The sequence below is a fragment of the Pseudomonas bharatica CSV86 genome (genome assembly GCF_000319305.2).
GTDB classification, from domain to species: domain Bacteria; phylum Pseudomonadota; class Gammaproteobacteria; order Pseudomonadales; family Pseudomonadaceae; genus Aquipseudomonas; species Aquipseudomonas bharatica.
This window is the reverse complement of the sequence record NZ_AMWJ02000004.1, coordinates 185,412-206,193: the sequence shown is the minus strand read 5'-3', so window position 1 is coordinate 206,193 and position 20,782 is coordinate 185,412. Positions and strand designations below refer to the sequence as shown.

Sequence of the window (20,782 nt, the reverse complement as noted above, 5' to 3'; positions counted from 1 at the left end):
CCTTGACACCCGGTGCAAATCCCGCGTGGAAGTGAAAATTGCTTATAATGCGCAGCGTTTTCCGGCCCGCCGGGCCCTGCGCTCAATCCAAAACCCCAACTGGACACCCCAACGCCTTGATACGCCTGCTGAAGTTCTTCTGGTGGTCTTTCGTCGCAGTCATTTGCGCAGCCGTCCTCGGTCTGAGCGGCGCGTTTCTGTATCTTAGTCCCAGCCTGCCGTCGGTCGAGGCACTGCGAAGCATCCAGTTGCAGATACCGCTGAGGGTGTACAGCAGTGACGGCAAGCTGATCGCCGAGTTCGGCGAAATGCGGCGGTCTCCAATCCGTTTTGCGGATATTCCCCCACACTTCATTCAGGCATTGCTGTCAGCCGAGGACGACAATTTCCTCAATCACTATGGTGTCGACCCCAGCAGCCTGATGCGTGCCGCCACGCAACTGCTCAAGTCCGGGCATATCCAGACCGGCGGCAGCACCATCACCATGCAGGTGGCGAAGAACTTCTTCCTGACCAGCGAACGCAGCTTCTCGCGCAAGACCAACGAGATCCTCCTCGCCTTGCAGATCGAACGCGAACTGACCAAGGACGAGATCCTCGAGCTGTACGTCAACAAGATCTACCTGGGTAACCGCGCCTACGGCATCGAGGCCGCGGCGCAGGTGTACTACGGCAAGTCGATCCGCGATATCAGCCTGGCGCAGATGGCCATGATCGCCGGCCTGCCCAAGGCGCCGTCGCGCTTCAACCCGCTGGCCAACCCGGCGCGGGCCAAGGAGCGTCGCGACTGGATCCTCGGGCGCATGTACAAGCTGGGCAAGATCGACGAGGCAAGCTACCAGGCCGCACTCGCCGAGCCACTGAACGCCAGCTACCACGTGCCGACGCCGGAAGTGAACGCGCCGTACATCGCCGAAATGGCCCGCGCCGAGATGGTCGGACGCTACGGCAGCGATGCCTACACCGAAGGCTTCCGCGTTACTACGACGGTTCCGAGCAACCTGCAGGAAATCGCCAACAAGGCGGTGCTCGACGGCCTGACCGACTACGACCAGCGTCACGGTTATCGCGGCCCCGAATCGCGCCTGCCGGGCAAGACCCGCGCCGCCTGGCTGCTGGAACTGGCCAAGCAGCGCCCGATGGGCGGCCTGGAGCCGGCCATCGTTACCCAGGTCGACAAGAGCGGCCTGCGCGTGCTGACCCGCAACGGCGACGAGGCCAGCGTGGCCTGGGACACCATGAAGTGGGCCCGTCCGTTCCTCAATACCAACAGCCAGGGTCGCGCACCGCAGCAAGCCAGCGACGTGGCCCAGGTCGGCGACCTGATCCGTGTCCGGCGCAAGGACGATGGCAGCCTGGCCTTCAGCCAGGTACCGGGCGCACAGAGCGCGCTGGTAACCCTCGACCCGAACACCGGCGCGATCCGCGCCCTGGTCGGCGGTTTCTCCTTCGAGCAGAGCAACTACAACCGTGCCACCCAGGCCAAGCGCCAGCCAGGCTCGAGCTTCAAGCCGTTCGTCTACAGCGCCGCCCTGGATAACGGCTACACCGCCGCCAGCCTGGTCAACGATGCACCGATCGTGTTCGTCGACGAGTATCTGGACAAGGTCTGGCGACCGAAGAACGACACCAATACCTTCCTCGGCCCGATCCGCATGCGCGAGGCGTTGTACAAGTCGCGCAACCTGGTGTCGATCCGCCTGCTGCAGAGCATGGGCGTGGACAGTACCATCGACTACATCGCGAAATTCGGCTTCAACAAGCAGGACCTGCCACGCAACCTGTCTCTGGCGCTGGGCACCGCAACCCTGACACCGATGGAGATCGCCACCGGCTGGAGCGCCTTTGCCAACGGCGGCTACAAGATCAATCCGTACCTGATCGAGCGCATCGAAAGCCGCAACGGCGAGACGCTGTTTACCGCCAATCCGGCGCGCACCCCCGCCGGCCACGACGACCAGGACGGTATCGCTGCGCCACAGGCACAGCCGATCATCACCGACAGCCAGCAGGCCCCTGCGACGCAGCCGCAGGCTCCGGTGCTCGCCGAGCGGATCATCGACGGCCGGACCAGCTACATCCTCACCAGCATGCTGGAAGACGTGATCAAGCGCGGCACCGGCCGCCGCGCCCTGGCCCTGGGCCGCAACGACCTGGCCGGCAAGACCGGCACCACCAACGAATCCAAGGATGCCTGGTTCTCCGGCTACAACGCCGACTACGTAACCACGGTATGGACCGGCTTCGACCAACCGGAAACCCTGGGTCGCCGTGAATATGGCGGCACCGTGGCGTTGCCGATCTGGATGAACTTCATGGGGCCGGCGCTGAAGGGCATGCCGGAGCATCAATTGCCGGAGCCGGAAGGCATCCTCAGCCTGCGCATCGACCCGGTCAGCGGCCGGGCGGCGACGCCGAGCACGCCGAACGCCTACTTCGAGCTGTTCAAGGCCGAGGATACGCCACCCTCGGTGAACGAAATGGGCAACGGCACCGCACCGGGCAGCCCGCTGCCGGCGGACGAGGCGGCGCCGATGGATCTGTTCTGATCCTGAGTCTGTATTGGCTTTGCTGGCCTCATCGCTGCGGTGCGGCGGTCCGACAAGCCAGCTCCCACAGGGACCGCATGCACCGCTGAACCTGTGGGAGCTGGCTTGCCAGCGATAGGGCCCTGAAGAACACAGCAAATCCCCAGCCCAATAAAAAAGCCCCGGCTCTCGCGAGCCGGGGCTTTTTCTTGTTACTTCAGCGGATCAACCGTTGAACACTTCATCCACGCTGTTCAGCGGGTAGTGCTTCGGATACGGCAGGGTCGCTACGCCGGATTCGATGGCAGCCTTGGCCACGGCATCGGAAACGACGTTGAGCAGGCGTGGGTCCAGTGGCTTCGGAATGATGTAGCCACGACCGAATTCCAGTGCCTGGACGTTGTAGGCGTCGCAGACTTCCTTCGGCACCGGCAGCTTGGCCAGGTCTTTCAGGGCGTTGGCGGCGGCGATCTTCATTTCTTCGTTGATGCGCTTGGCGCGAACGTCCAGGGCACCGCGGAAGATGAACGGGAAGCCCAGTACGTTGTTGACCTGGTTCGGGTAGTCGGAACGACCGGTAGCCATGATCACGTCGCTACGGGTAGCGTGGGCCAGTTCCGGGGAGATTTCCGGATCCGGGTTGGAGCAGGCGAAGACGATCGGGTTGGCCGCCATCGACTTCAGGCCTTCCGCGCTCAGCAGGTTCGGACCGGACAGGCCGACGAACACGTCTGCGCCATCCAGGGCATCGGCCAGGGTGCGCTTGTCGGTAGCGTGGGCGAACACCGCCTTGTACTGGTTCAGGTCGTCACGGCCAGCGTGGATCACGCCGGAACGGTCGATCATGAAGATGTTCTCGACCTTGGCACCCATGCTGACCAGCAGCTTCATGCAGGAGATGGCGGCAGCACCGGCACCCAGGCAGACGATCTTGGCTTCGCCAAGGGTCTTGCCGGCGATTTCCAGGGCGTTGATCATGCCGGCAGCGGTAACGATCGCAGTGCCGTGCTGGTCATCGTGGAAGACCGGGATGTCGCACTGTTCGATCAGGGCGCGCTCGATCTCGAAGCACTCGGGTGCCTTGATGTCTTCCAGGTTGATGCCACCGAAGGTGATGGAGATGCGCTTGACGGTGTCGATGAAGGCTTGCGGGCTTTCGGAGTCGACTTCGATGTCGAATACGTCGATACCGGCGAAACGCTTGAACAGAACACCCTTGCCTTCCATGACCGGCTTGGACGCCAGCGGGCCGAGGTTACCCAGGCCGAGAATGGCGGTACCGTCGGAGATCACCGCGACCAGGTTGCCCTTGCCGGTGTATTGGTATGCCAGCTCAGGATCGCGACCGATTTCACGCACCGGCTCGGCGACGCCCGGGCTGTAGGCCAGCGCCAGGTCGCGTGCGGTTGCGGTCGGTTTGGTGAGCTCGACGCTCAGTTTCCCCGGACGAGGCTGAGCATGATATTCGAGAGCGGCAGTTTTCAGGTCTGACATGGTGGGCATTCCGCTTGTTTACTGTTCTGACGGACCGCCGAGGATACGCAAAGAGCAATGGGCCGACAAGACTGCCCGGTCACTTGTGTCAAGGCCTTTAACCTACGACTTTCAGCCAAGACCCGCGTAATTCAAGGCTTTCACTGTGTACAATCGAGGGTAAAAAATGTTCACAATTTTTTGCTTCCGATCCATTCCAGCATGCTCGCGTCAGTGAGCGGCAGCAACCAGCGTTTTTCGCCACGTTTCAGTCGAGCGCTGCGGGAACGATCCAGCACCCAGCCGCGCACCTCCAGATGGCGGCCTTTCAGACCGGAGGTAAAGGAAGAGGGGAAGCTGTGCAACAAGCGTGCTGGCACCTGCACCACCAGTGAATCGTCCATTTCGATGCGAATACTCTGGCGAGTGCGCCGAACATCGCTGACTTTCCCGCCAACCAGGGCAAAACCCGAACGGCGCAAGGCGCTCGCCTTCTGCACCGGGGCATCCCGCCAGATACCCCGCCCGGCCTTGCGCGCCGCCTTCTCAGCCTGACGCTGGCACGCCACCTGGCTAACGTTGGGCGCCACGGCCACACGAAATCCGAGCCCCTCGCTCAACAGGCGGGCCGCGAGATTGTCACCAGAGCGACCGTACACCTGGGCCAGAGTACGCCCGTATTTGTCGCGAGGCTCCCGGCCCGGACGCAGCCCGACGACCCCGCCGCTTTCCCGGACCAGCGCCGCCAGACGCCGACGGGCGGCTTCGGCCAGGGGCTCGCCGGGCCTGCCCCGCCGCGCGAGTTCCGGAGCATTGATGCCGATCAGGCGCACGCTGCGCCCATCGACCAGGCGCAGCGTGTCGCCATCCACCACGTTGCGCACACCGACCATGGCCAGCCTGTCCGGTGTCGGACAGAGCGCCAGGGCTGGCATCTGCCAGATCACGGCCATAAAAAAAGCGCCCACAAGGGGCGCTTTCTTCAGCAACGCGGGTAACCCCACGCGCAAACTTACTTCTTGGTGCCGAACATGCCGAAACGGTCGGCGAACTTCTGTACGCGGCCGCCGGTGTCCAGGACTTTCTGCTTACCGGTGTAGAACGGGTGGCACTCGGAGCAAACGTCGATCGCCATTGGCTTGGCCAGGGTCGAACGGGTTTCGAACTTGTTGCCGCAGGAGCAGGTCACAGCGACGACTTCGTAATTCGGGTGAACTTCTGGTTTCATGGTGAAACTCCTCGACTGCGTGCCGCCACCCAACACCATTGTTGAATACCGCACGTAATTAGGCGGCGAATAATACCAGAGGCTGTCCTCAACGCAAGATGTCGCTCGCACCGACCGTCGTCTGCTAGGCTCGCCGGCACCTGGTACCAGCCCTACAGAGAACAACGCGCGTGTCCGACGTCATCCTTCGCCTTGCCCTGCCTTCGCCTTTGCGCAGGCTGTTCGACTACAGGGCCACGGCAAACATGGCCCGCCAGGCGCTGACGCCCGGCATGCGCGTGCGTGTACCCTTCGGGCGCCGCGAGATGATCGGCATCCTCGTGGAAGTGGCCGAACACAGCGAAGTGCCCGCCGACAAGCTGAAACCGGCGATTGCCCTGCTCGACCCGGTCTCGCCCTTGCCGCCGGCGCTGTTCAAGCTGTGCCTGTGGACCGCCCAGTATTACCAGCACAGCCTCGGCGATACCCTGAGCTGGGCGCTGCCGGTGCTGCTGCGCCAGGGCGAACCCGCCGAGGCGCGACAGGAACGCTTCTGGCAGGTCGCGTCGAATGCGCGCCTGGACGATCCGCGCATCGCCCGTGCGCCACGCCAGCGCGAAGCCCTGAATACCCTGGCGCAACATCCCCACGGTGTTGCCCATGGCTTGCTCGGCAAACTCGGGCTGAGCAAGGACAGCCTCGACCTGCTGCTGGCCAAGGAGCTGGTCCAGGTGGAAGTCCGCCGCCACGCCCCGCAGGCCCGCCATGAACACTGGCTGGCCCAGCCGGAACTGCCCCTGAACGATGAGCAGCGCGCCGCCTTCCATGCCGTGCGCGCCGGGTTCGGCGCCTTCCACGCCTTTCTCCTGGCCGGCGTGACCGGCAGCGGCAAGACCGAGGTCTACCTGCAACTGATCCGCGAAACCCTCGAAGCCGGCAAGCAGGCACTGGTGCTGATCCCGGAGATCAACCTCGGCCCGCAGACCCTGGCGCGCTTCGAGCAGCGCTTCAATGCACGCATCGCCCTGCTGCATTCGGCGGTCAACGACCGCGAACGCCTGGATGCCTGGCTCGCTGCCCGCGACGGCGAGGCCGACATCATCATCGGTACCCGCTCGGCGCTGTTTACGCCGATGAAGAACCCGGGTCTGATCATCATCGACGAGGAGCACGACGGCTCCTATAAACAGCAGGAAGGCCTGCGCTACCACGCCCGCGACCTGGCCCTGGTGCGGGCGCGGCAGGAGAACATTCCGATCCTGCTGGGCTCGGCGACGCCGTCTCTGGAAAGCCTGCACAACGCCCATTCCGGCCGCTACGGCCTGCTGCGCCTGAACCATCGGGCCGGCGGCGCCCAGGCACCACGATTCCTGCGTCTGGATGTAAAAAGCCGGCCGCTGGACAGCGGCATCAGCGGCCCGATGCAGCAGGCCATCGGCCAGACGCTCGCCGCAGGCCAGCAGGTGCTGGTGTTCCTCAACCGCCGCGGTTTCGCCCCGACCCTGCTGTGCCACGATTGCGGCTGGCTATCCGAGTGCCCGCGCTGCGATGCACGCATGACCGTGCACCAGCGCTCCGGCGAGTTGCGCTGTCATCACTGCGGCTATGACGAGCGCGTGCCGCGCCAGTGCCCGCAATGCAGCCATGTCGACCTGCGTCCGGTGGGTGCCGGTACCGAACGGGCCGAGGAACGCCTGGGCATCCTGTTCCCGGATTACCCGGTGTTGCGGGTGGACCGCGACAGCACCGCGCGCAAGGACGCGATGAACCAGCTGTTCGCCACCATCCAGCGCGGCCAGCCGTGCATCCTGGTCGGCACGCAGATGCTCGCCAAGGGCCATCACTTCCCGCGGGTGACCCTGGTGGCCATCCTCGATGCCGATGGCGGCCTGTTTTCCGGCGACTTCCGCGCCAGCGAGCGCATGGCGCAACTGATCGTCCAGGTCGCCGGGCGCGCCGGACGCGCCGAGGAACCGGGCAAGGTGATCATCCAGACCCACCTGGCCGACCATCCTTTATTGGTGCAACTCACCGAGCAGGGTTATTTCGCCTTCGCCGAACAGGCCCTGAGCGAGCGCCGCGCCGCAGGCCTGCCGCCGTTCGCCCACCTGGCCCTGCTGCGTGCCGAAGCACACAAGCCAGGCCAGGCTGAAGGTTTTCTCGACGAAGCCTGCTCCGCCGCCGAACGTTTGCTCGCTGAACAGGGTCTGCATGGCATCGAATTGCTTGGTCCGGTGCCTGCGCCGATGGAGCGCCGTGCGGGCCGCTACCGTGCCCAACTGCTGTTGCAGGCCAATGCACGAGCGCCGCTGCACCGGCTGATCGCCGCCTGGCTGCTAGTGTTGGAGGGGCTGCCGAGCGGTCGCCAGGTGCGCTGGTCCATCGACGTGGACCCCGTGGACCTGTACTGAGCCCGGCCCCAAAAGGTTGGCAACCCGCGCCCGGCAACGGATAATGCCCAGTTTTTCCACCTGCGCCCCGAAGCGCCACCGCGCTTGCGGTCGAAAGAGAATCCCATGAAAGACACCATTCGCCAGCTCATCCAGCAAGCCCTGACCCGACTCACCGCCGACGGTGTGCTGCCTGAAGGGCTGTCGCCGGCGATCCAGGTGGAAAACGCCCGGGACAAGACCCACGGTGATTTCGCCAGCAACATCGCCATGATGCTGGCCAAGCCGGCCGGCCTGAAACCGCGCGACCTGGCCGAGAAGATCATCGCCGCGCTGCCGGCCGATGCACAGGTGAGCAAGGTCGAGATCGCCGGCCCCGGCTTCCTCAACTTCTTCCAGAACACCCAGGCCCTGGCCTCGCGCCTGGATGCCGCCCTGGCCGACGCCAAGCTTGGCGTGCACAAGGCCGGCGCCAGGCAGAAGGTGGTGGTCGATCTGTCCGCGCCGAACCTGGCCAAGGAAATGCACGTTGGGCACCTGCGTTCCACCATCATCGGCGACGCCGTGGCCCGGGTCCTGGAATTCCTCGGCGACGAGGTGATCCGGCAGAACCACGTCGGCGACTGGGGCACCCAGTTCGGCATGCTGATGGCCTACCTGGAAGAAAACCCGATCACCAGCGACGAGCTGTCGGACCTCGAGAACTTCTATCGCGCGGCGAAGAAGCGTTTCGACGAATCCCCCGAGTTCGCCGACCGTGCCCGCGCCCTGGTGGTCAAGCTGCAGGCCGGCGATGCCGAGTGCCTGAAGCTGTGGACCCGCTTCAAGGACATTTCCCTGTCCCACTGCCAGAAAACCTACGAGCTGCTCAACGTCAAGCTGACCATGGCCGACGTCATGGGCGAGAGTGCCTACAACGACGACCTGCCCAACGTGGTCAACGACCTCAAGGCCAAGGGCCTGCTGGTCGAGAGCAACGGCGCCCAGTGCGTGTTCCTCGAAGAATTCAAGACCGCCGACGGCGAACCGCTGCCGGTGATCGTGCAGAAGGCCGATGGCGGCTATCTCTACGCCACCACCGACCTGGCCGCCCTGCGCTACCGCAGCAACGTGCTGCATGCCGACCGCGCCCTGTACTTCGTCGACCAGCGCCAGGCCCTGCACTTCCAGCAGGTGTTCGAAGTGGCCCGCCGCGCCGGCTTCATCACTCACCCGATGCAGACCGAGCACATGGGCTTCGGCACCATGAACGGCGCCGACGGCCGCCCGTTCAAGACCCGTGACGGCGGCACCGTGAAGCTGATCGACCTGCTGACCGAGGCCAAAGAGCGCGCCTACACCCTGGTCAAGGAAAAGAACCCGGAGCTGCCGGAAGACGAGCTGCGCGCCATCGCCAAGGTGGTCGGTATCGACGCGGTGAAATACGCCGACCTGTCCAAGCACCGCACCAGCGACTACAGCTTCAACTTCGACCTGATGCTGAACTTCGAAGGCAACACCGCGCCCTACCTGCTGTACGCCTACACCCGCGTCGCCGGCGTGTTCCGCAAGCTGGGCAAGGACTTCAGCGAAGTCGATGGCCAGATCGTGCTGCAGGCCCAGCAGGAACAGGACCTCGCCGCGCGCCTGGCGCAATTCGCCGAGATCCTCAACAACGTCGCGGAGAAAGGCACCCCGCACGTCCTGTGCAGCTACCTGTACGATGTCGCCGGCCTGTTCTCCAGCTTCTACGAGAACTGCCCGATCCTCGCAGCGGAAACTCCGGAACAGCAGCAAAGCCGCCTGCGCCTGGCCGCCCTGACCGGCCGCACCCTGAAACAGGGCCTGGAGCTGCTGGGCCTGGAAACCCTGGAGCGCATGTAAGTTGGCTGCCAAGAAAAAACCTGCTCCCAAGCGTGGCGCCAGCCGCAACCAGCCGGCGGCGAAGAAGCCGATTCCGGGCTGGATGTGGCTGGCGGCCGGCCTGACCATCGGCGCGTTCATCGTTTTCCTGATGAAGCTGGAGCCGGGCCGCGATGAGGTGAAGCGGGAGAAGCCCGAGCAGCAGAAAGCCGAGAAGATCGCCGAGGCCAACAAGACCCCGCCAAGCCCGCAGGCGCCGGTCAAGCCGAAGTACGACTTCTACACCTTGCTGCCGGAGTCGGAAGTCATAGTGCCGCCGGAAGCGGTGCCGGAGAAAACCCCGCCGGTCCCGGCGCAACCACCGGTAACCCCGGCCGAAGCCGCGAAGATCGACACGGCACGGGCGCAGGCCGCGCTCAATGGCGAAACGCCGCCGCCAGCGCCACCGGTGATCAAGCCCGCAGCCACCACGCAGTTCTATCTACAGGCTGGCTCGTTCCGCAAACAGGCGGACGCGGACAAGGTTCGGGCACAGATCATCCTGCTCGGGCAATCGGTGCAGGTAGAGTCCGGCACGGTGAAGGAAGAGACCTGGTACCGCGTGCTGGTCGGCCCGTTCAGCAACCGCGAACAGCTGACCGTAGCGCAGAAGCAACTGGCCGGCAGCGGCTTCAACAACCTGCTGTTGCAGCAGCGCCAGACCCGTCAGTAATCCCCGCCGCACACAAAAAGGCCCTGATGCGAATCAGGGCCTTTTTGCTTAGTAGCGCTCTTGCGCGTTCTTCATCGAAATCTGGGTATTCAGCGTCCAGAAGTCGTAAAGCACACCGATCAGGAACAGCCCGCCGGTGAACAGGTAGATCAGCCCGGTGATCCACTTGCCCATGAACATGCGGTGCACACCGAAGACCCCGAGGAAGGTCAGCAGCAGCCAGGTGACGCTGTAGTTGACCGGCCCGGCATGGAAACGCAGGTCGGCTTCGCGGTCCATGGCCGGGATCAGGAACAGGTCGATGATCCAGCCGATGCCCAGCAGCCCTAGGGTGAAGAACCAGATGGTGCCCGTCACCGGCTTGCCGTAGTAGAAGCGATGCGCCCCCAGAAAACCGAAGATCCACAGCAGGTAGCCGATGACCTTGCTGTGCGTATCCGGGCGTCCTGCGTTTTGATAACCGTTCATTCATAGCCTCGAGGGTTAGGAAAAAAATATCTAAAAATGATGTGACTTTTTTGGAACTTACCGACGTATGACAGTTCCGAGACGACCAGCGGACCAGAAACTGACAAAAAAGCTGTTATAAAGTTGCGCGCCAACACCTACAAGAGCCTTGCCTAATGCGTTCTTTTTTCAAGACATGGCTGACCATTTGCCTATTGATGCCACTGGCCGCCCACGCCACCAACCGTGAGCAACGTCTTCCCAACGGATATGTCGGCTATACCGCCAACGCCACCGCGGTTCGCTCGAACAAGAGTAGCTCCGGCAAATCCCATCTTTCTCGCCGGGCGACCCACGCCGCTGCCAGGCAGGTCGTCGCGCAGATGCCCGCCAGCCAGAGCAGCGACGTGCTCAGCCGCGCCGTCAACCAGCTGGGCACGCCCTATCGCTGGGGCGGCAGCACGCCGGGCAAGGGTTTCGATTGCAGCGGGCTGGTCAAGTACGCCTTCAACGACATCGACGAAGTAGACCTGCCGCGCACTTCCAATGCCATGGCCAACGGCGATCATGGCGTGAAGGTCGAGCGCAAGGACCTCAAGCCTGGGGACCTGCTGTTCTTCAACATTCGCAGCCGCCGCGTCAATCACGTGGCCATCTACCTGGGCAACGACCGCTTCATCCATGCCCCTCGTACCGGCAAGAACGTGACCATCGACACGCTGAACAAGCCGTACTGGCAAAAGCACTACGTGGTCGCCAAGCGCGTGTTGCCGCAACAGCAACAAGAGCTTCGCCTGGCCAAGCGCTGATCCCGCATTTTTATTGATGCTGATGGCCTCATCGCTGGCAAGCCCCACAGGGACCGCGTGCACCGCTAAACCTGTGGGAGCTGGCTTGCCAGCGATGAGGCCACCAGCAGCACCCCGCCACCCGGCCTAGTGCCATAAAGCCCCGACAAGCGGGTAGAATGCCCCGGACCCAAAGCTGCCGGCATCGATCCCATGTCCACCCTAGCAGACAACCTTTCCACCCTCGCCGCCCGCATCCAGGCCGCCGCCACGGCAGCCGGTCGCGATCCGGCGGACATCCAGTTGCTGGCCGTGAGCAAGACCAAGCCCGCCAGCGCCGTGCGCGAAGCCTTCGCCGCCGGGGTACGCAACATCGGCGAGAACTATCTTCAGGAAGCCCTGGGCAAACAGGCGGAATTGGCCGACCTGCCCTTGACCTGGCACTTCATCGGCCCCATTCAGTCGAACAAGACTCGCGCCATCGCCGAGCATTTCGATTGGGTACATTCGGTGGACCGACTGAAAATCGCACAACGCCTTTCCGAACAGCGCCCCGACCACCTGGCGCCGCTGAACCTGTGCCTGCAGGTCAACGTCAGCGGCGAAGCCAGCAAATCCGGCTGCACGCCACAGGAACTGCCGGCCCTGGCCCAGGCCGTCGCTGCGTTGCCCAGGCTGCGCCTGCGCGGCCTGATGGCGATTCCCGAACCCACCGACGACCGCGCCGCCCAGGATGCCGCCTTCGCCCGCGTGCGCGAATTGCAGGACAGCCTGGGCCTGGGCCTCGACACCCTGTCCATGGGCATGAGCCATGACCTGGAGAGCGCCATCGCCCAGGGCGCGACCTGGGTCCGCATCGGCACCGCGCTGTTCGGTGCCCGCGACTACGGCCAGGCCTGATCCATGCTTTTTTCCTTTTCTTCTCGCAAGGACCTGACATGAGCAAGACTCGTATTGCCTTTATCGGCGCCGGCAACATGGCCGCCAGCCTGATCGGCGGCCTGCGCGCCCAGGGCCTGGAAGCGGCGCAGATCCGCGCCAGCGATCCGGGCGCCGAACAGCGGGCGAAGATCCACGCCGAGCACGGCATCGACCTGTTCGAAAGCAACGCCGAAGCCATCGAGGGCGCCGATGTGGTGGTGCTGTCGGTCAAGCCACAGGCGATGAAAGCCGTCTGCGAAGCACTCAAACCGAGCCTGAAGCCCGGACAGCTGGTGGTCTCGATCGCCGCCGGCATCACCTGCGCCAGCATGAAAAAATGGCTCGGCGCCCAGCCCATCGTGCGCTGCATGCCCAATACACCGGCCCTGCTGCGCCAGGGCGTCAGCGGCCTGTACGCCACCGACGAAGTCAGCGTCGAGCAGCGCCAGCAGGCCGAGCAACTGCTGTCGGCCGTAGGCATCGCCCTGTGGCTGGACAGCGAGGCCCAGCTGGATGCGGTCACGGCCGTGTCCGGCAGCGGCCCGGCTTACTTCTTCCTGCTGATCGAGGCAATGACCGCCGCCGGCGAGAAGCTTGGCCTGTCCCGCGAGACCGCCTCGAAACTGACCCTGCAAACCGCCCTTGGCGCCGCCCACATGGCAGTGTCCAGCGATGTCGACGCTGCCGAGCTGCGCCGCCGGGTAACCTCGCCAAACGGCACCACCGAAGCGGCGATCAAATCCTTCCAGGCCAACGGTTTCGAGGCACTGGTAGAACAAGCACTGGGCGCCGCCGCGCACCGCTCGGCCGAAATGGCCGAACAACTGGGCAACTAAGGAGCCTTACATGATCGGATTGAGTTCCGCCGCCGTCTTCATCCTGCAGACCCTGGGCAGCCTGTACCTGCTGGTGATCATGCTGCGCTTCATCCTGCAACTGGTCCGCGCCGACTTCTACAACCCGCTGAGTCAGTTCGCCGTGCGCGCGACCCAGCCGCTGCTCAAGCCGATGCGCCGGATCATCCCCAGCGTGTTCGGCCTGGACATGTCGTCGCTGGTGCTGGCGATCATCGTGCAGATGCTGCTGATGGGCGTGATCCTCGTGCTGCTCTACGGCACCGCCGGCAATCCGCTGAGCCTGCTGATCTGGGCGCTGATCGGGGTCACCGCGCTGTTCCTCAACATCTTCTTCTACGCACTGATCATCAGCGTGATCCTCTCCTGGGTCGCTCCGGGCAGCCATAATCCGGGCGCCGAGCTGATCAACCAGATCTGCGATCCGTTCCTGGCGCCGTTCCGTCGCATCCTGCCGAACCTCGGCGGCCTGGACATCTCGCCGATCCTCGCGTTCATGGTGCTGAAGCTGATCGACATGCTGGTGATCAACAACCTGGCGCTGATGACCGGGATGCCGGAAGTGCTGCGTCGCCTGATCTGATTTCACCGCTGTTGCTGATGGCCTCATCGCTGGCAAGCCAGCTCCCACAGGTCCGCGTCGAGCACAAATCTTGTGACTGACCCAAAACCCTGTGGGAGCCGGCTTGCCGGCGATGAGGCCATCAGTGACAAGACAATTTCTGCAGCACTGCACGCGGACCTGTGGGAGCTGGCTTGCCAGCGATGCGATCGCCGCGATTCACTTGGCACATTGCTTGCCGCTCCTCCCGGTGGTCTTTAGACTGACGCGTCATTCACGCGTGAGCAGGGTCGATGTCCACTGTCCTTCCCGAAGATTCCGTCGGTCTGGTTACACCGCAAATCGCCCGGTTCGATGAACCGCTGGCCCTCGCCTGTGGCCGCTCGCTGGCCGCCTACGAGCTGATCTACGAAACCTACGGCACGCTCAACAGCACTGCCAGCAATGCCGTGCTGATCTGCCATGCGCTGTCCGGCCATCACCATGCCGCCGGCTACCACAAGCCCGACGACCGCAAGCCGGGCTGGTGGGACAGCTGCATCGGCCCGGGCAAGCCGATCGATACCAACCGCTTCTTCGTGGTCAGCCTGAACAACCTCGGCGGCTGCAACGGCAGCACCGGCCCGAGCAGCCTCAATCCGGCTACCGGCAAGCCCTACGGTGCGGACTTCCCGGTCCTGACCGTGGAAGACTGGGTACACAGCCAGGCGCGCCTTGCCGATCGCCTGGGCATCCAGCAGTGGGCGGCGGTCGTCGGCGGCAGCCTCGGCGGCATGCAGGCCCTGCAATGGACCATCACCTATCCGGATCGTGTACGGCATTGCGTGGATATCGCCTCGGCACCCAAGCTGTCGGCGCAGAACATCGCCTTCAACGAAGTCGCCCGCCAGGCCATCCTGACCGACCCGGAGTTCCACGGCGGCTCGTTCCAGGACCAGGGCGTGATCCCCAAGCGCGGCCTGATGCTGGCGCGCATGGTGGGGCATATCACCTACCTGTCCGACGACTCCATGGGCGAGAAATTCGGCCGCGAACTCAAGAGCGACAAGCTCAACTACGACTTCCACAGCGTCGAGTTCCAGGTGGAAAGCTACCTGCGCTACCAGGGCGAGGAGTTCTCCGGGCGCTTCGACGCCAACACCTACCTGTTGATGACCAAGGCGCTGGACTACTTCGACCCCGCCGCCCGTCACGGCGGCGACCTGGCGGCGAGCCTGGCGCACGTGACCGCGGACTATTGCGTGATGTCCTTCACCACCGACTGGCGCTTCTCCCCGGCGCGCTCGCGGGAAATCGTCGATGCGCTGATCGCCGCGCGCAAGAACGTCTGCTACCTGGACATCGACTCGCCCTACGGCCACGACGCCTTCCTGATCCCGACGCCGCGCTACATCCAGGGCTTCACCAACTACATGAAACGCATCGTCTGCTGAGGACCCCATGAGAGCCGATTTGGAAATCATCCAGGACTGGATCCCCGCCGGCAGCCGCGTGCTCGACCTGGGTTGCGGTAATGGCGAGCTGCTCGCATCGCTGCGCGACAACAAGCAGGTCACCGGCTATGGCCTGGAAATCGACGCCGACAACATCGCCGAATGCGTGGCCAAGGGCGTCAACGTCATCGAGCAGGACCTCGACAAGGGCCTGGGCAACTTCGCCAGCAACAGCTTCGACGTGGTGGTCATGACCCAGGCCCTGCAAGCCGTTGAATACCCGGACCGGATCCTCGACGAAATGCTGCGGGTCGGCCGCCAGTGCATCATCACCTTCCCCAACTTCGGCCACTGGCGCTGCCGCTGGTACCTGGCGACCAAGGGTCGCATGCCGGTTTCGGACTTCATGCCGTATACCTGGTACAACACGCCGAACATCCACTTCTGCACCTTCGAGGACTTCGAGGCCCTGTGCAGCGAGCGCCGCGCCCAGGTGCTTAACCGCCTGGCGGTGGACAATCGTCACCGCAACGGTTGGGGTGGCCGCCTGTGGCCTAATCTTCTAGGTGAGATCGGTATCTATCGTGTCAGCAGCCCCGGCCTGCAGGAGCACAAGGTCGCGGTATAACCGTCATCGAAATCGGAGGATAGGATCATGCGTCGTCTAGCCCTGTTGTTGATCAGCCTGTGCCTGGCCATGCCGGCGCTGGCCGCCGATGCCGCGAAGCCGGAACGCAAGGAAGTGTTCGGCGACGTCACCGTGCATTACAGCGTGTTCAACTCGACCTTCGTGCAGCCCGCCACGGCCCAGGCCGCCGGGCTGGTCCGCAGCAAGAACCAGGGTGTGATCAACATTACCGTGCTCAAGGGCGGCAAGCCCGCAGTGGCCAATGTCAGCGGTACCGTCAGCGACCTGACCAGCCGCCAGAGCGCCCTGACGTTCAAGCAGGTTACCGACCAGGGCTCCATCTACTACCTGGCGCAGTTCCCGATCGAACAGGAAGAAAGCCGCACCTTCGCGATCAAGGTCGGCTCCGGTGACACCAGCAACGACTTCAGCTTCACTCAAACCGTATTCCCGGGCGAATGATGAATATCCAGCAACTCGTATTGGCCAGCCACAACGCAGGCAAACTCAAGGAACTGCAGGCCATGCTCGGTGACACCGTGCAACTGCGTTCCATCGGTGAATTCAGCAGCGTCGAGCCGGAAGAAACCGGCCTGTCGTTCGTCGAGAACGCCATCCTCAAGGCGCGCAATGCCGCGCGTATTTCCGGTCTGCCGGCGCTGGCCGACGACTCGGGCCTGGCCGTGGACTTCCTCGGCGGTGCACCGGGTATCTACTCCGCGCGCTATGCCGACGGCAAGGGCGACGCGGCGAACAACGCCAAGCTGCTCGACGCCCTGAAGGATGTACCGGAAGCCGAGCGCGGCGCACAGTTCGTCTGCGTCCTGGCCCTGGTGCGGCATGCCGATGACCCGCTGCCGATCCTCTGCGAAGGCCTGTGGCACGGTCGCATTCTCACCGCTGCCAGCGGCGAGTACGGCTTTGGCTACGACCCGTTGTTCTGGGTGCCGGAAACCAACTGCTCCAGCGCCGACCTGGCCCCGGCCGACAAGAACCGCTTGAGTCACCGCGCCCGTGCAATGAGCCTGCTGCGTCAACGTCTGGGCCTGGCATGACCGAAAAATCGCCAGCCCAGCCACTGCACGCGGACGAGGCAGGTTTCACCACTCAGGCACCACGGGCGGCGCTGCCGCAGCTTCCGCCCCTGGCGCTGTACATCCATATCCCGTGGTGCGTGCGCAAATGCCCGTACTGCGACTTCAACTCCCACACCGCCAGCGCCAACCTGCCTGAAGAGGAATATGTCGACGCGCTGCTGGCCGATCTGGAGCAGGAGCTACCGGCGGTCCATGGCCGGCCGATCAGCAGCATCTTCTTCGGCGGCGGTACGCCGAGCCTGTTCAGCGCCAAGGCCTTGGGCCGGCTGCTGGCCGGGGTCGAGCAGTGCATTCCGTTTGCCAGCGATATCGAGATCACCCTGGAAGCCAACCCCGGGACCTTCGAGCAGGAAAAGTTCAAGGCCTACCGCCAGTTGGGCATCAATCGCCTGTCCATCGGCATCCAGAGCTTCCAGCAGAGCAAGCTTGAAGCCCTCGGGCGCATCCACAATGGTGACGAAGCGATTCGCGCGGCGGATATGGCGCGCAACGCCGGCTTCGACAACTTCAACCTCGACCTGATGCACGGCCTGCCGGACCAGACCCTCGATGAAGCCCTGGCCGATCTGCAGCAGGCCATCGACCTGGGTCCGACGCACCTGTCGTGGTACCAGTTGACCCTGGAACCGAACACGGTGTTCTGGAACCAGCCGCCGGAGCTGCCGGAGGACGACATCCTCTGGGATATCCAGGAAGCCGGCCAGGCCCTGATGGCCAGCCACGGTTATCGCCAGTACGAAATCTCCGCCTATGCCCAGCCGGGCAAGGCAGCACGCCACAATCTGAACTACTGGAGCTTCGGCGACTTCATCGGTATCGGCGCCGGCGCCCACGGCAAGCTCAGCCACCCGGACGGGCGCATCCTGCGTACCTGGAAGACCCGCCTGCCCAAGGACTACCTGAACCCGGCCAAGGCCTTCAAGGCCGGGGAGAAGCTGTTGCCACTGGATGAACTGCCGTTCGAATTCCTGATGAATGCCCTGCGCCTGACCGACGGCGTGGAGGCGACACTCTTCAGCCAACGCACAGGGCTGCCGATGGACCAACTGAAGGAGGCTCGCCGCGAGGCCGAACAAAAGGGCCTTTTGCAAGTCGAACCGACGCGGCTGGTCGCCACGCCACGCGGCCAGTTGTTCCTCAATGACCTGTTGCAGTACTTCTTGACCTAAGGAAAGCGCATGGACCTGGTACTCGACCTGCTCTCGACCATCTCCCGCTGGAGCCGCAGCAATCTGTCGGAGATTTCCCTGGCTTTGGTGGGTTGTCTGCTGGTGCTATTCGGCACCGATATCAAAAGCTGGGTCGAAGGCCGCCTGGGCAACCTGGCCGGCGCCCTGCGCGTGCCGTTCATGGCGCTGCTGGTGCTGATCGGTAGCGGCGCTGCCTTGATCTACGCCACTCCGTGGGTGGTGCGGGGACTGAGCCAGTTCAACAACTATGCGCTGGCTCCGGTGTTGCTGGTGGTGCTGGTGTTGATCGGTGTAGTGGCCGATCGGCGGGGGTAATATTGAGGGCCTCATCGCTGGCAAGCCAGCTCCCACAGGTTCAGCGGTGCACGCGATACCTGTGGGAGCTGGCTTGCCAGCGATGAGGCCCTCGGAAGCACTGAATCAATCAGCCAGCTTCTCGAACTTCAAATCCCACACCCCATGCCCCAGGCGCTCACCACGGCGCTCGAACTTGGTGATCGGACGCTCTTCCGGCCGCGGCACATAGGCCCCGTCCGCCGCCTGGTTGCGGTAACCCGGCGCTGCACTCATCACTTCCAGCATGTACTCGGCATAGGGCTCCCAGTCGGTAGCCATGTGGAATACACCGCCGACCTTCAGCTTGCGCCGTACCAGCTCGGCGAATTCCGGCTGGACGATACGGCGCTTGTGATGCCGGCTCTTGTGCCATGGATCCGGGAAGAACAGCATCAGGCGATCGAGGCTGTTGTCGGCGACGCAGCGGTTCAGCACTTCGATGGCATCGCAGTCATACACCCGCAGGTTCTTCAGGCCCTGGGTCAGCACGCCGTTGAGCAGCGCACCGACACCCGGACGGTGTACCTCGACCCCGATGAAGTCCTGCTCCGGCGCGGCAGCCGCCATCTCCAGCAGGGAGTGGCCCATGCCGAAGCCGATTTCCAGGGTGCGCGGCGCCGAGCGACCGAATACCTGGTCGTAGTCCACCGGGCTGTCGGCCAGCTTGAGGATGTACAGCGGGCCGCCCTGCTCCAGGCCGCGCTGCTGGCCTTCGGTCATGCGCCCGGCGCGCATCACGAAACTCTTGATGCGGCGGTGCTGGCGCTCTTCGCCTTCTTCGGTGACAGGCGTTTCTTGCGATTCGGTCATCTGGGACTCTTACTTGATCAGGCCATCCAGCGGCGACGAGGCGCTGGCATAGAGTTTTTTCGGCATGCGGCCGGCGAGGTACGCCATGCGACCGGCGATGATCGCATGCTTCATGGCCTCGGCCATCATCACCGGCTGCTGCGCATGAGCGATGGCAGAGTTCATCAGCACCGCCTCGCAACCCAGCTCCATGGCGATGGTGGCGTCGGAAGCGGTACCGACACCGGCATCCACCAGCACCGGGACCTTGGCTTCTTCGAGGATGATCTGCAGGTTGTACGGGTTGCAGATCCCCAGGCCAGTGCCGATCAGGCCAGCCAGCGGCATGACCGCGATGCAGCCGGCTTCGGCCAGCTGGCGGGCGATGATCGGGTCATCGCTGGTGTAGACCATTACGTCGAAACCGTCCTTGACCAGCACTTCGGCGGCCTTGAGGGTTTCGATCACGTTAGGGAAGAGGGTTTTCTGGTCGGCCAGCACTTCCAGCTTGACCAGGTTGTGGCCATCCAGCAGTTCGCGAGCCAGGCGGCAGGTGCGCACGGCTTCGACCGCGTCGTAGCAGCCGGCAGTGTTGGGCAGGATGGTGTAGCGGTCTGGCGGCAGTACGTCGAGCAGGTTCGGCTCGCCCGGGTTCTGGCCGATGTTGGTCCGGCGCACGGCGACGGTGACGATCTCGGCGCCCGAGGCCTCGATGGCCAGGCGGGTTTCTTCCAGGTCGCGGTACTTGCCGGTGCCGACCAGCAGACGTGACTGGAAGGTACGACCGGCCAGGGTGAAGGGCTTGTCGCTACGAACGTTGCTCATCGTTGATCCTCTTGTGGGGTGAGGGACTTGCGGGTGGTCGCGGCTGGTTCCTAGCCGCCGCCGATGGCGTGGACCACCTCGACCTGGTCGCCCTCGCTGAGGGCGGTGCTCTCGTGCTGGCTGCGCGGCACGATGTCCAGGTTCAGTTCGACCGCCACCCGGCGCCCGGCCAGGTCGAGCCGGCCCAGCAGCGCCGCGACGCTCTCGCCGTCGGGCAATTCGTAAGGTTCACCGTTCAGTTGGATGCGCATGCGCACGGCCGCCATTGTTTTCAGGGGCCCGCATTCTAGCGCCGATCAACGCCCGAACCCAAGGGTGGCCGGCACCATTCGTCACGATTTTCGACCCATGAGTCAGCTCAGGCGCCAGGCCGTCAGGCCCAGGCACAGCCAGCCGGCAAGGAATGCCACGCCGCCAATCGGGGTGATGATGCCGAGCTTGCCGACGCCGCTCAGGGTAAGCAGATACAGGCTGCCGGAAAACAGCAGGATGCCCAGGATGAACAGGCTGCCGGCCCAGGTGGTCAGGCGACCGGGCAAATGCACGCTGAGGATGGCCACGCCGAACAGGGCCAGGGCGTGGATCAACTGGTAGGTCACGCCGGTCTGGAAAATCGCCAGGTACTCGGCACTGAGGCGGGCCTTCAGGCCATGGGCAGCAAAGGCGCCCAGGGCTACGCCGGTGAAGCCGAAGAAGGCCGCCAGCAAGAGGAAGCTGCGAAGCATGCGAAGAACTCCAAGGAGACACGGGCCTGTATAAT

Annotated in this window: 21 protein-coding genes and 2 pseudogenes; 15 read left to right on the top strand and 8 right to left on the bottom strand. The window is 64.0% G+C overall.

All coding sequences use genetic code 11. The features are described from left to right. Window positions 1-119: 119 nt before the first annotated feature. Window positions 120-2,549 (top strand): penicillin-binding protein 1A, encoded by a 2,430-nt coding sequence (locus CSV86_RS27520; protein WP_376699778.1) that lies wholly within the window; start codon window positions 120-122, stop codon window positions 2,547-2,549. 204 nt (window positions 2,550-2,753) lie between these two features. On the opposite strand, the gene CSV86_RS27515 is transcribed toward CSV86_RS27520, so the two are convergent. The 3 genes from CSV86_RS27515 to rpmE form a co-directional block, all read right to left on the bottom strand. Next, complete coding sequence (locus CSV86_RS27515) at window positions 2,754-4,022, bottom strand: malic enzyme-like NAD(P)-binding protein (protein ID WP_009396821.1); 1,269 nt, start codon at window positions 4,020-4,022, stop codon at window positions 2,754-2,756. Window positions 4,023-4,192: 170 nt separating this feature from the next. Next, window positions 4,193-4,954: a thermonuclease family protein gene (locus tag CSV86_RS27510; RefSeq protein ID WP_080604731.1), complete on the bottom strand. Its 762-nt coding sequence runs from the start codon at window positions 4,952-4,954 to the stop codon at window positions 4,193-4,195. A gap of 59 nt (window positions 4,955-5,013) precedes the next feature. Then, a complete protein-coding gene (gene rpmE / locus CSV86_RS27505; protein ID WP_009396819.1) occupies window positions 5,014-5,229 on the bottom strand; it encodes a 50S ribosomal protein L31 in 216 nt (71 codons plus the stop codon). Window positions 5,230-5,399: 170 nt separating this feature from the next. Between rpmE and CSV86_RS27500 the strand changes: the two genes are divergently transcribed. The 3 genes from CSV86_RS27500 to CSV86_RS27490 all read left to right on the top strand — a co-directional run bounded on the left by CSV86_RS27500 (window position 5,400) and on the right by CSV86_RS27490 (window position 10,152). After that, window positions 5,400-7,619, top strand: a complete 2,220-nt coding sequence (locus tag CSV86_RS27500) for a primosomal protein N' (protein WP_009396818.1) — start codon at window positions 5,400-5,402, stop codon at window positions 7,617-7,619. A 105-nt stretch (window positions 7,620-7,724) separates the two neighbouring features. Beyond that, window positions 7,725-9,461, top strand: a complete 1,737-nt coding sequence (gene argS / locus CSV86_RS27495; RefSeq protein WP_009396817.1) for an arginine--tRNA ligase — start codon at window positions 7,725-7,727, stop codon at window positions 9,459-9,461. Between the two features lies 1 nt (window position 9,462). Beyond that, entirely contained in the window at window positions 9,463-10,152 is a 690-nt protein-coding gene (locus CSV86_RS27490) for an SPOR domain-containing protein (RefSeq protein WP_009396816.1), read from the top strand. Window positions 10,153-10,200: 48 nt separating this feature from the next. On the opposite strand, the gene CSV86_RS27485 is transcribed toward CSV86_RS27490, so the two are convergent. After that, a complete protein-coding gene (locus tag CSV86_RS27485; RefSeq protein WP_009396815.1) occupies window positions 10,201-10,620 on the bottom strand; it encodes an NINE protein in 420 nt (139 codons plus the stop codon). 155 nt (window positions 10,621-10,775) lie between these two features. Here CSV86_RS27485 and CSV86_RS33595 point away from each other — a divergent pair. From CSV86_RS33595 to CSV86_RS27435, 11 genes and pseudogenes are all read left to right on the top strand, one after another. Continuing rightward, window positions 10,776-10,893, top strand: a pseudogene (locus tag CSV86_RS33595) (peptidase P60); the annotation flags it as partial. A gap of 80 nt (window positions 10,894-10,973) precedes the next feature. Further along, a pseudogene (locus tag CSV86_RS27480) lies at window positions 10,974-11,408 on the top strand (C40 family peptidase); the annotation flags it as partial. A 192-nt stretch (window positions 11,409-11,600) separates the two neighbouring features. Beyond that, complete coding sequence (locus tag CSV86_RS27475; protein ID WP_009396811.1) at window positions 11,601-12,287, top strand: YggS family pyridoxal phosphate-dependent enzyme; 687 nt, start codon at window positions 11,601-11,603, stop codon at window positions 12,285-12,287. Window positions 12,288-12,325: 38 nt separating this feature from the next. Beyond that, complete coding sequence (proC, locus tag CSV86_RS27470; RefSeq protein WP_009396809.1) at window positions 12,326-13,144, top strand: pyrroline-5-carboxylate reductase; 819 nt, start codon at window positions 12,326-12,328, stop codon at window positions 13,142-13,144. Between the two features lie 10 nt (window positions 13,145-13,154). Beyond that, complete coding sequence (locus CSV86_RS27465) at window positions 13,155-13,745, top strand: YggT family protein (RefSeq protein ID WP_009396807.1); 591 nt, start codon at window positions 13,155-13,157, stop codon at window positions 13,743-13,745. A gap of 272 nt (window positions 13,746-14,017) precedes the next feature. Beyond that, the gene (gene metX, locus CSV86_RS27460; RefSeq protein ID WP_009396805.1) at window positions 14,018-15,157 is read left to right on the top strand and encodes a homoserine O-succinyltransferase MetX; all 1,140 of its coding nucleotides are present in this window, start codon (window positions 14,018-14,020) and stop codon (window positions 15,155-15,157) included. A gap of 7 nt (window positions 15,158-15,164) precedes the next feature. Then, complete coding sequence (gene metW, locus CSV86_RS27455) at window positions 15,165-15,785, top strand: methionine biosynthesis protein MetW (RefSeq protein WP_009396803.1); 621 nt, start codon at window positions 15,165-15,167, stop codon at window positions 15,783-15,785. A 27-nt stretch (window positions 15,786-15,812) separates the two neighbouring features. Continuing rightward, the gene (locus tag CSV86_RS27450) at window positions 15,813-16,247 is read left to right on the top strand and encodes a DUF4426 domain-containing protein (protein WP_009396801.1); all 435 of its coding nucleotides are present in this window, start codon (window positions 15,813-15,815) and stop codon (window positions 16,245-16,247) included. Further along, window positions 16,244-16,840, top strand: coding sequence for an RdgB/HAM1 family non-canonical purine NTP pyrophosphatase (gene rdgB / locus CSV86_RS27445; protein WP_009396799.1), 597 nt, complete (start codon window positions 16,244-16,246; stop codon window positions 16,838-16,840). The genes CSV86_RS27450 and rdgB overlap by 4 nt, the downstream gene beginning before the upstream one ends. After that, window positions 16,837-18,051, top strand: coding sequence for a radical SAM family heme chaperone HemW (hemW, locus tag CSV86_RS27440; protein WP_009396797.1), 1,215 nt, complete (start codon window positions 16,837-16,839; stop codon window positions 18,049-18,051). Before rdgB ends, hemW begins: the two co-directional genes overlap by 4 nt. Before the next feature lie 9 nt (window positions 18,052-18,060). Then, on the top strand, window positions 18,061-18,387 hold the full coding sequence (locus CSV86_RS27435; protein ID WP_009396795.1) for a DUF3392 family protein: 327 nt from the start codon (window positions 18,061-18,063) through the stop codon (window positions 18,385-18,387). Between the two features lie 105 nt (window positions 18,388-18,492). On the opposite strand, the gene trmB is transcribed toward CSV86_RS27435, so the two are convergent. From trmB to CSV86_RS27415, 4 genes are all read right to left on the bottom strand, one after another. Then, on the bottom strand, window positions 18,493-19,218 hold the full coding sequence (trmB, locus tag CSV86_RS27430; protein WP_009396793.1) for a tRNA (guanosine(46)-N7)-methyltransferase TrmB: 726 nt from the start codon (window positions 19,216-19,218) through the stop codon (window positions 18,493-18,495). A gap of 9 nt (window positions 19,219-19,227) precedes the next feature. Then, window positions 19,228-20,022, bottom strand: a complete 795-nt coding sequence (locus CSV86_RS27425) for a thiazole synthase (protein WP_009396791.1) — start codon at window positions 20,020-20,022, stop codon at window positions 19,228-19,230. 50 nt (window positions 20,023-20,072) lie between these two features. After that, window positions 20,073-20,273 carry a sulfur carrier protein ThiS gene (gene thiS, locus CSV86_RS27420; RefSeq protein ID WP_009396789.1) on the bottom strand — a complete coding sequence of 67 codons (201 nt, stop codon included), beginning with the start codon at window positions 20,271-20,273 and terminating at the stop codon, window positions 20,073-20,075. Between the two features lie 102 nt (window positions 20,274-20,375). Further along, complete coding sequence (locus CSV86_RS27415; RefSeq protein ID WP_009396787.1) at window positions 20,376-20,747, bottom strand: DUF423 domain-containing protein; 372 nt, start codon at window positions 20,745-20,747, stop codon at window positions 20,376-20,378. Window positions 20,748-20,782: the final 35 nt, after the last annotated feature.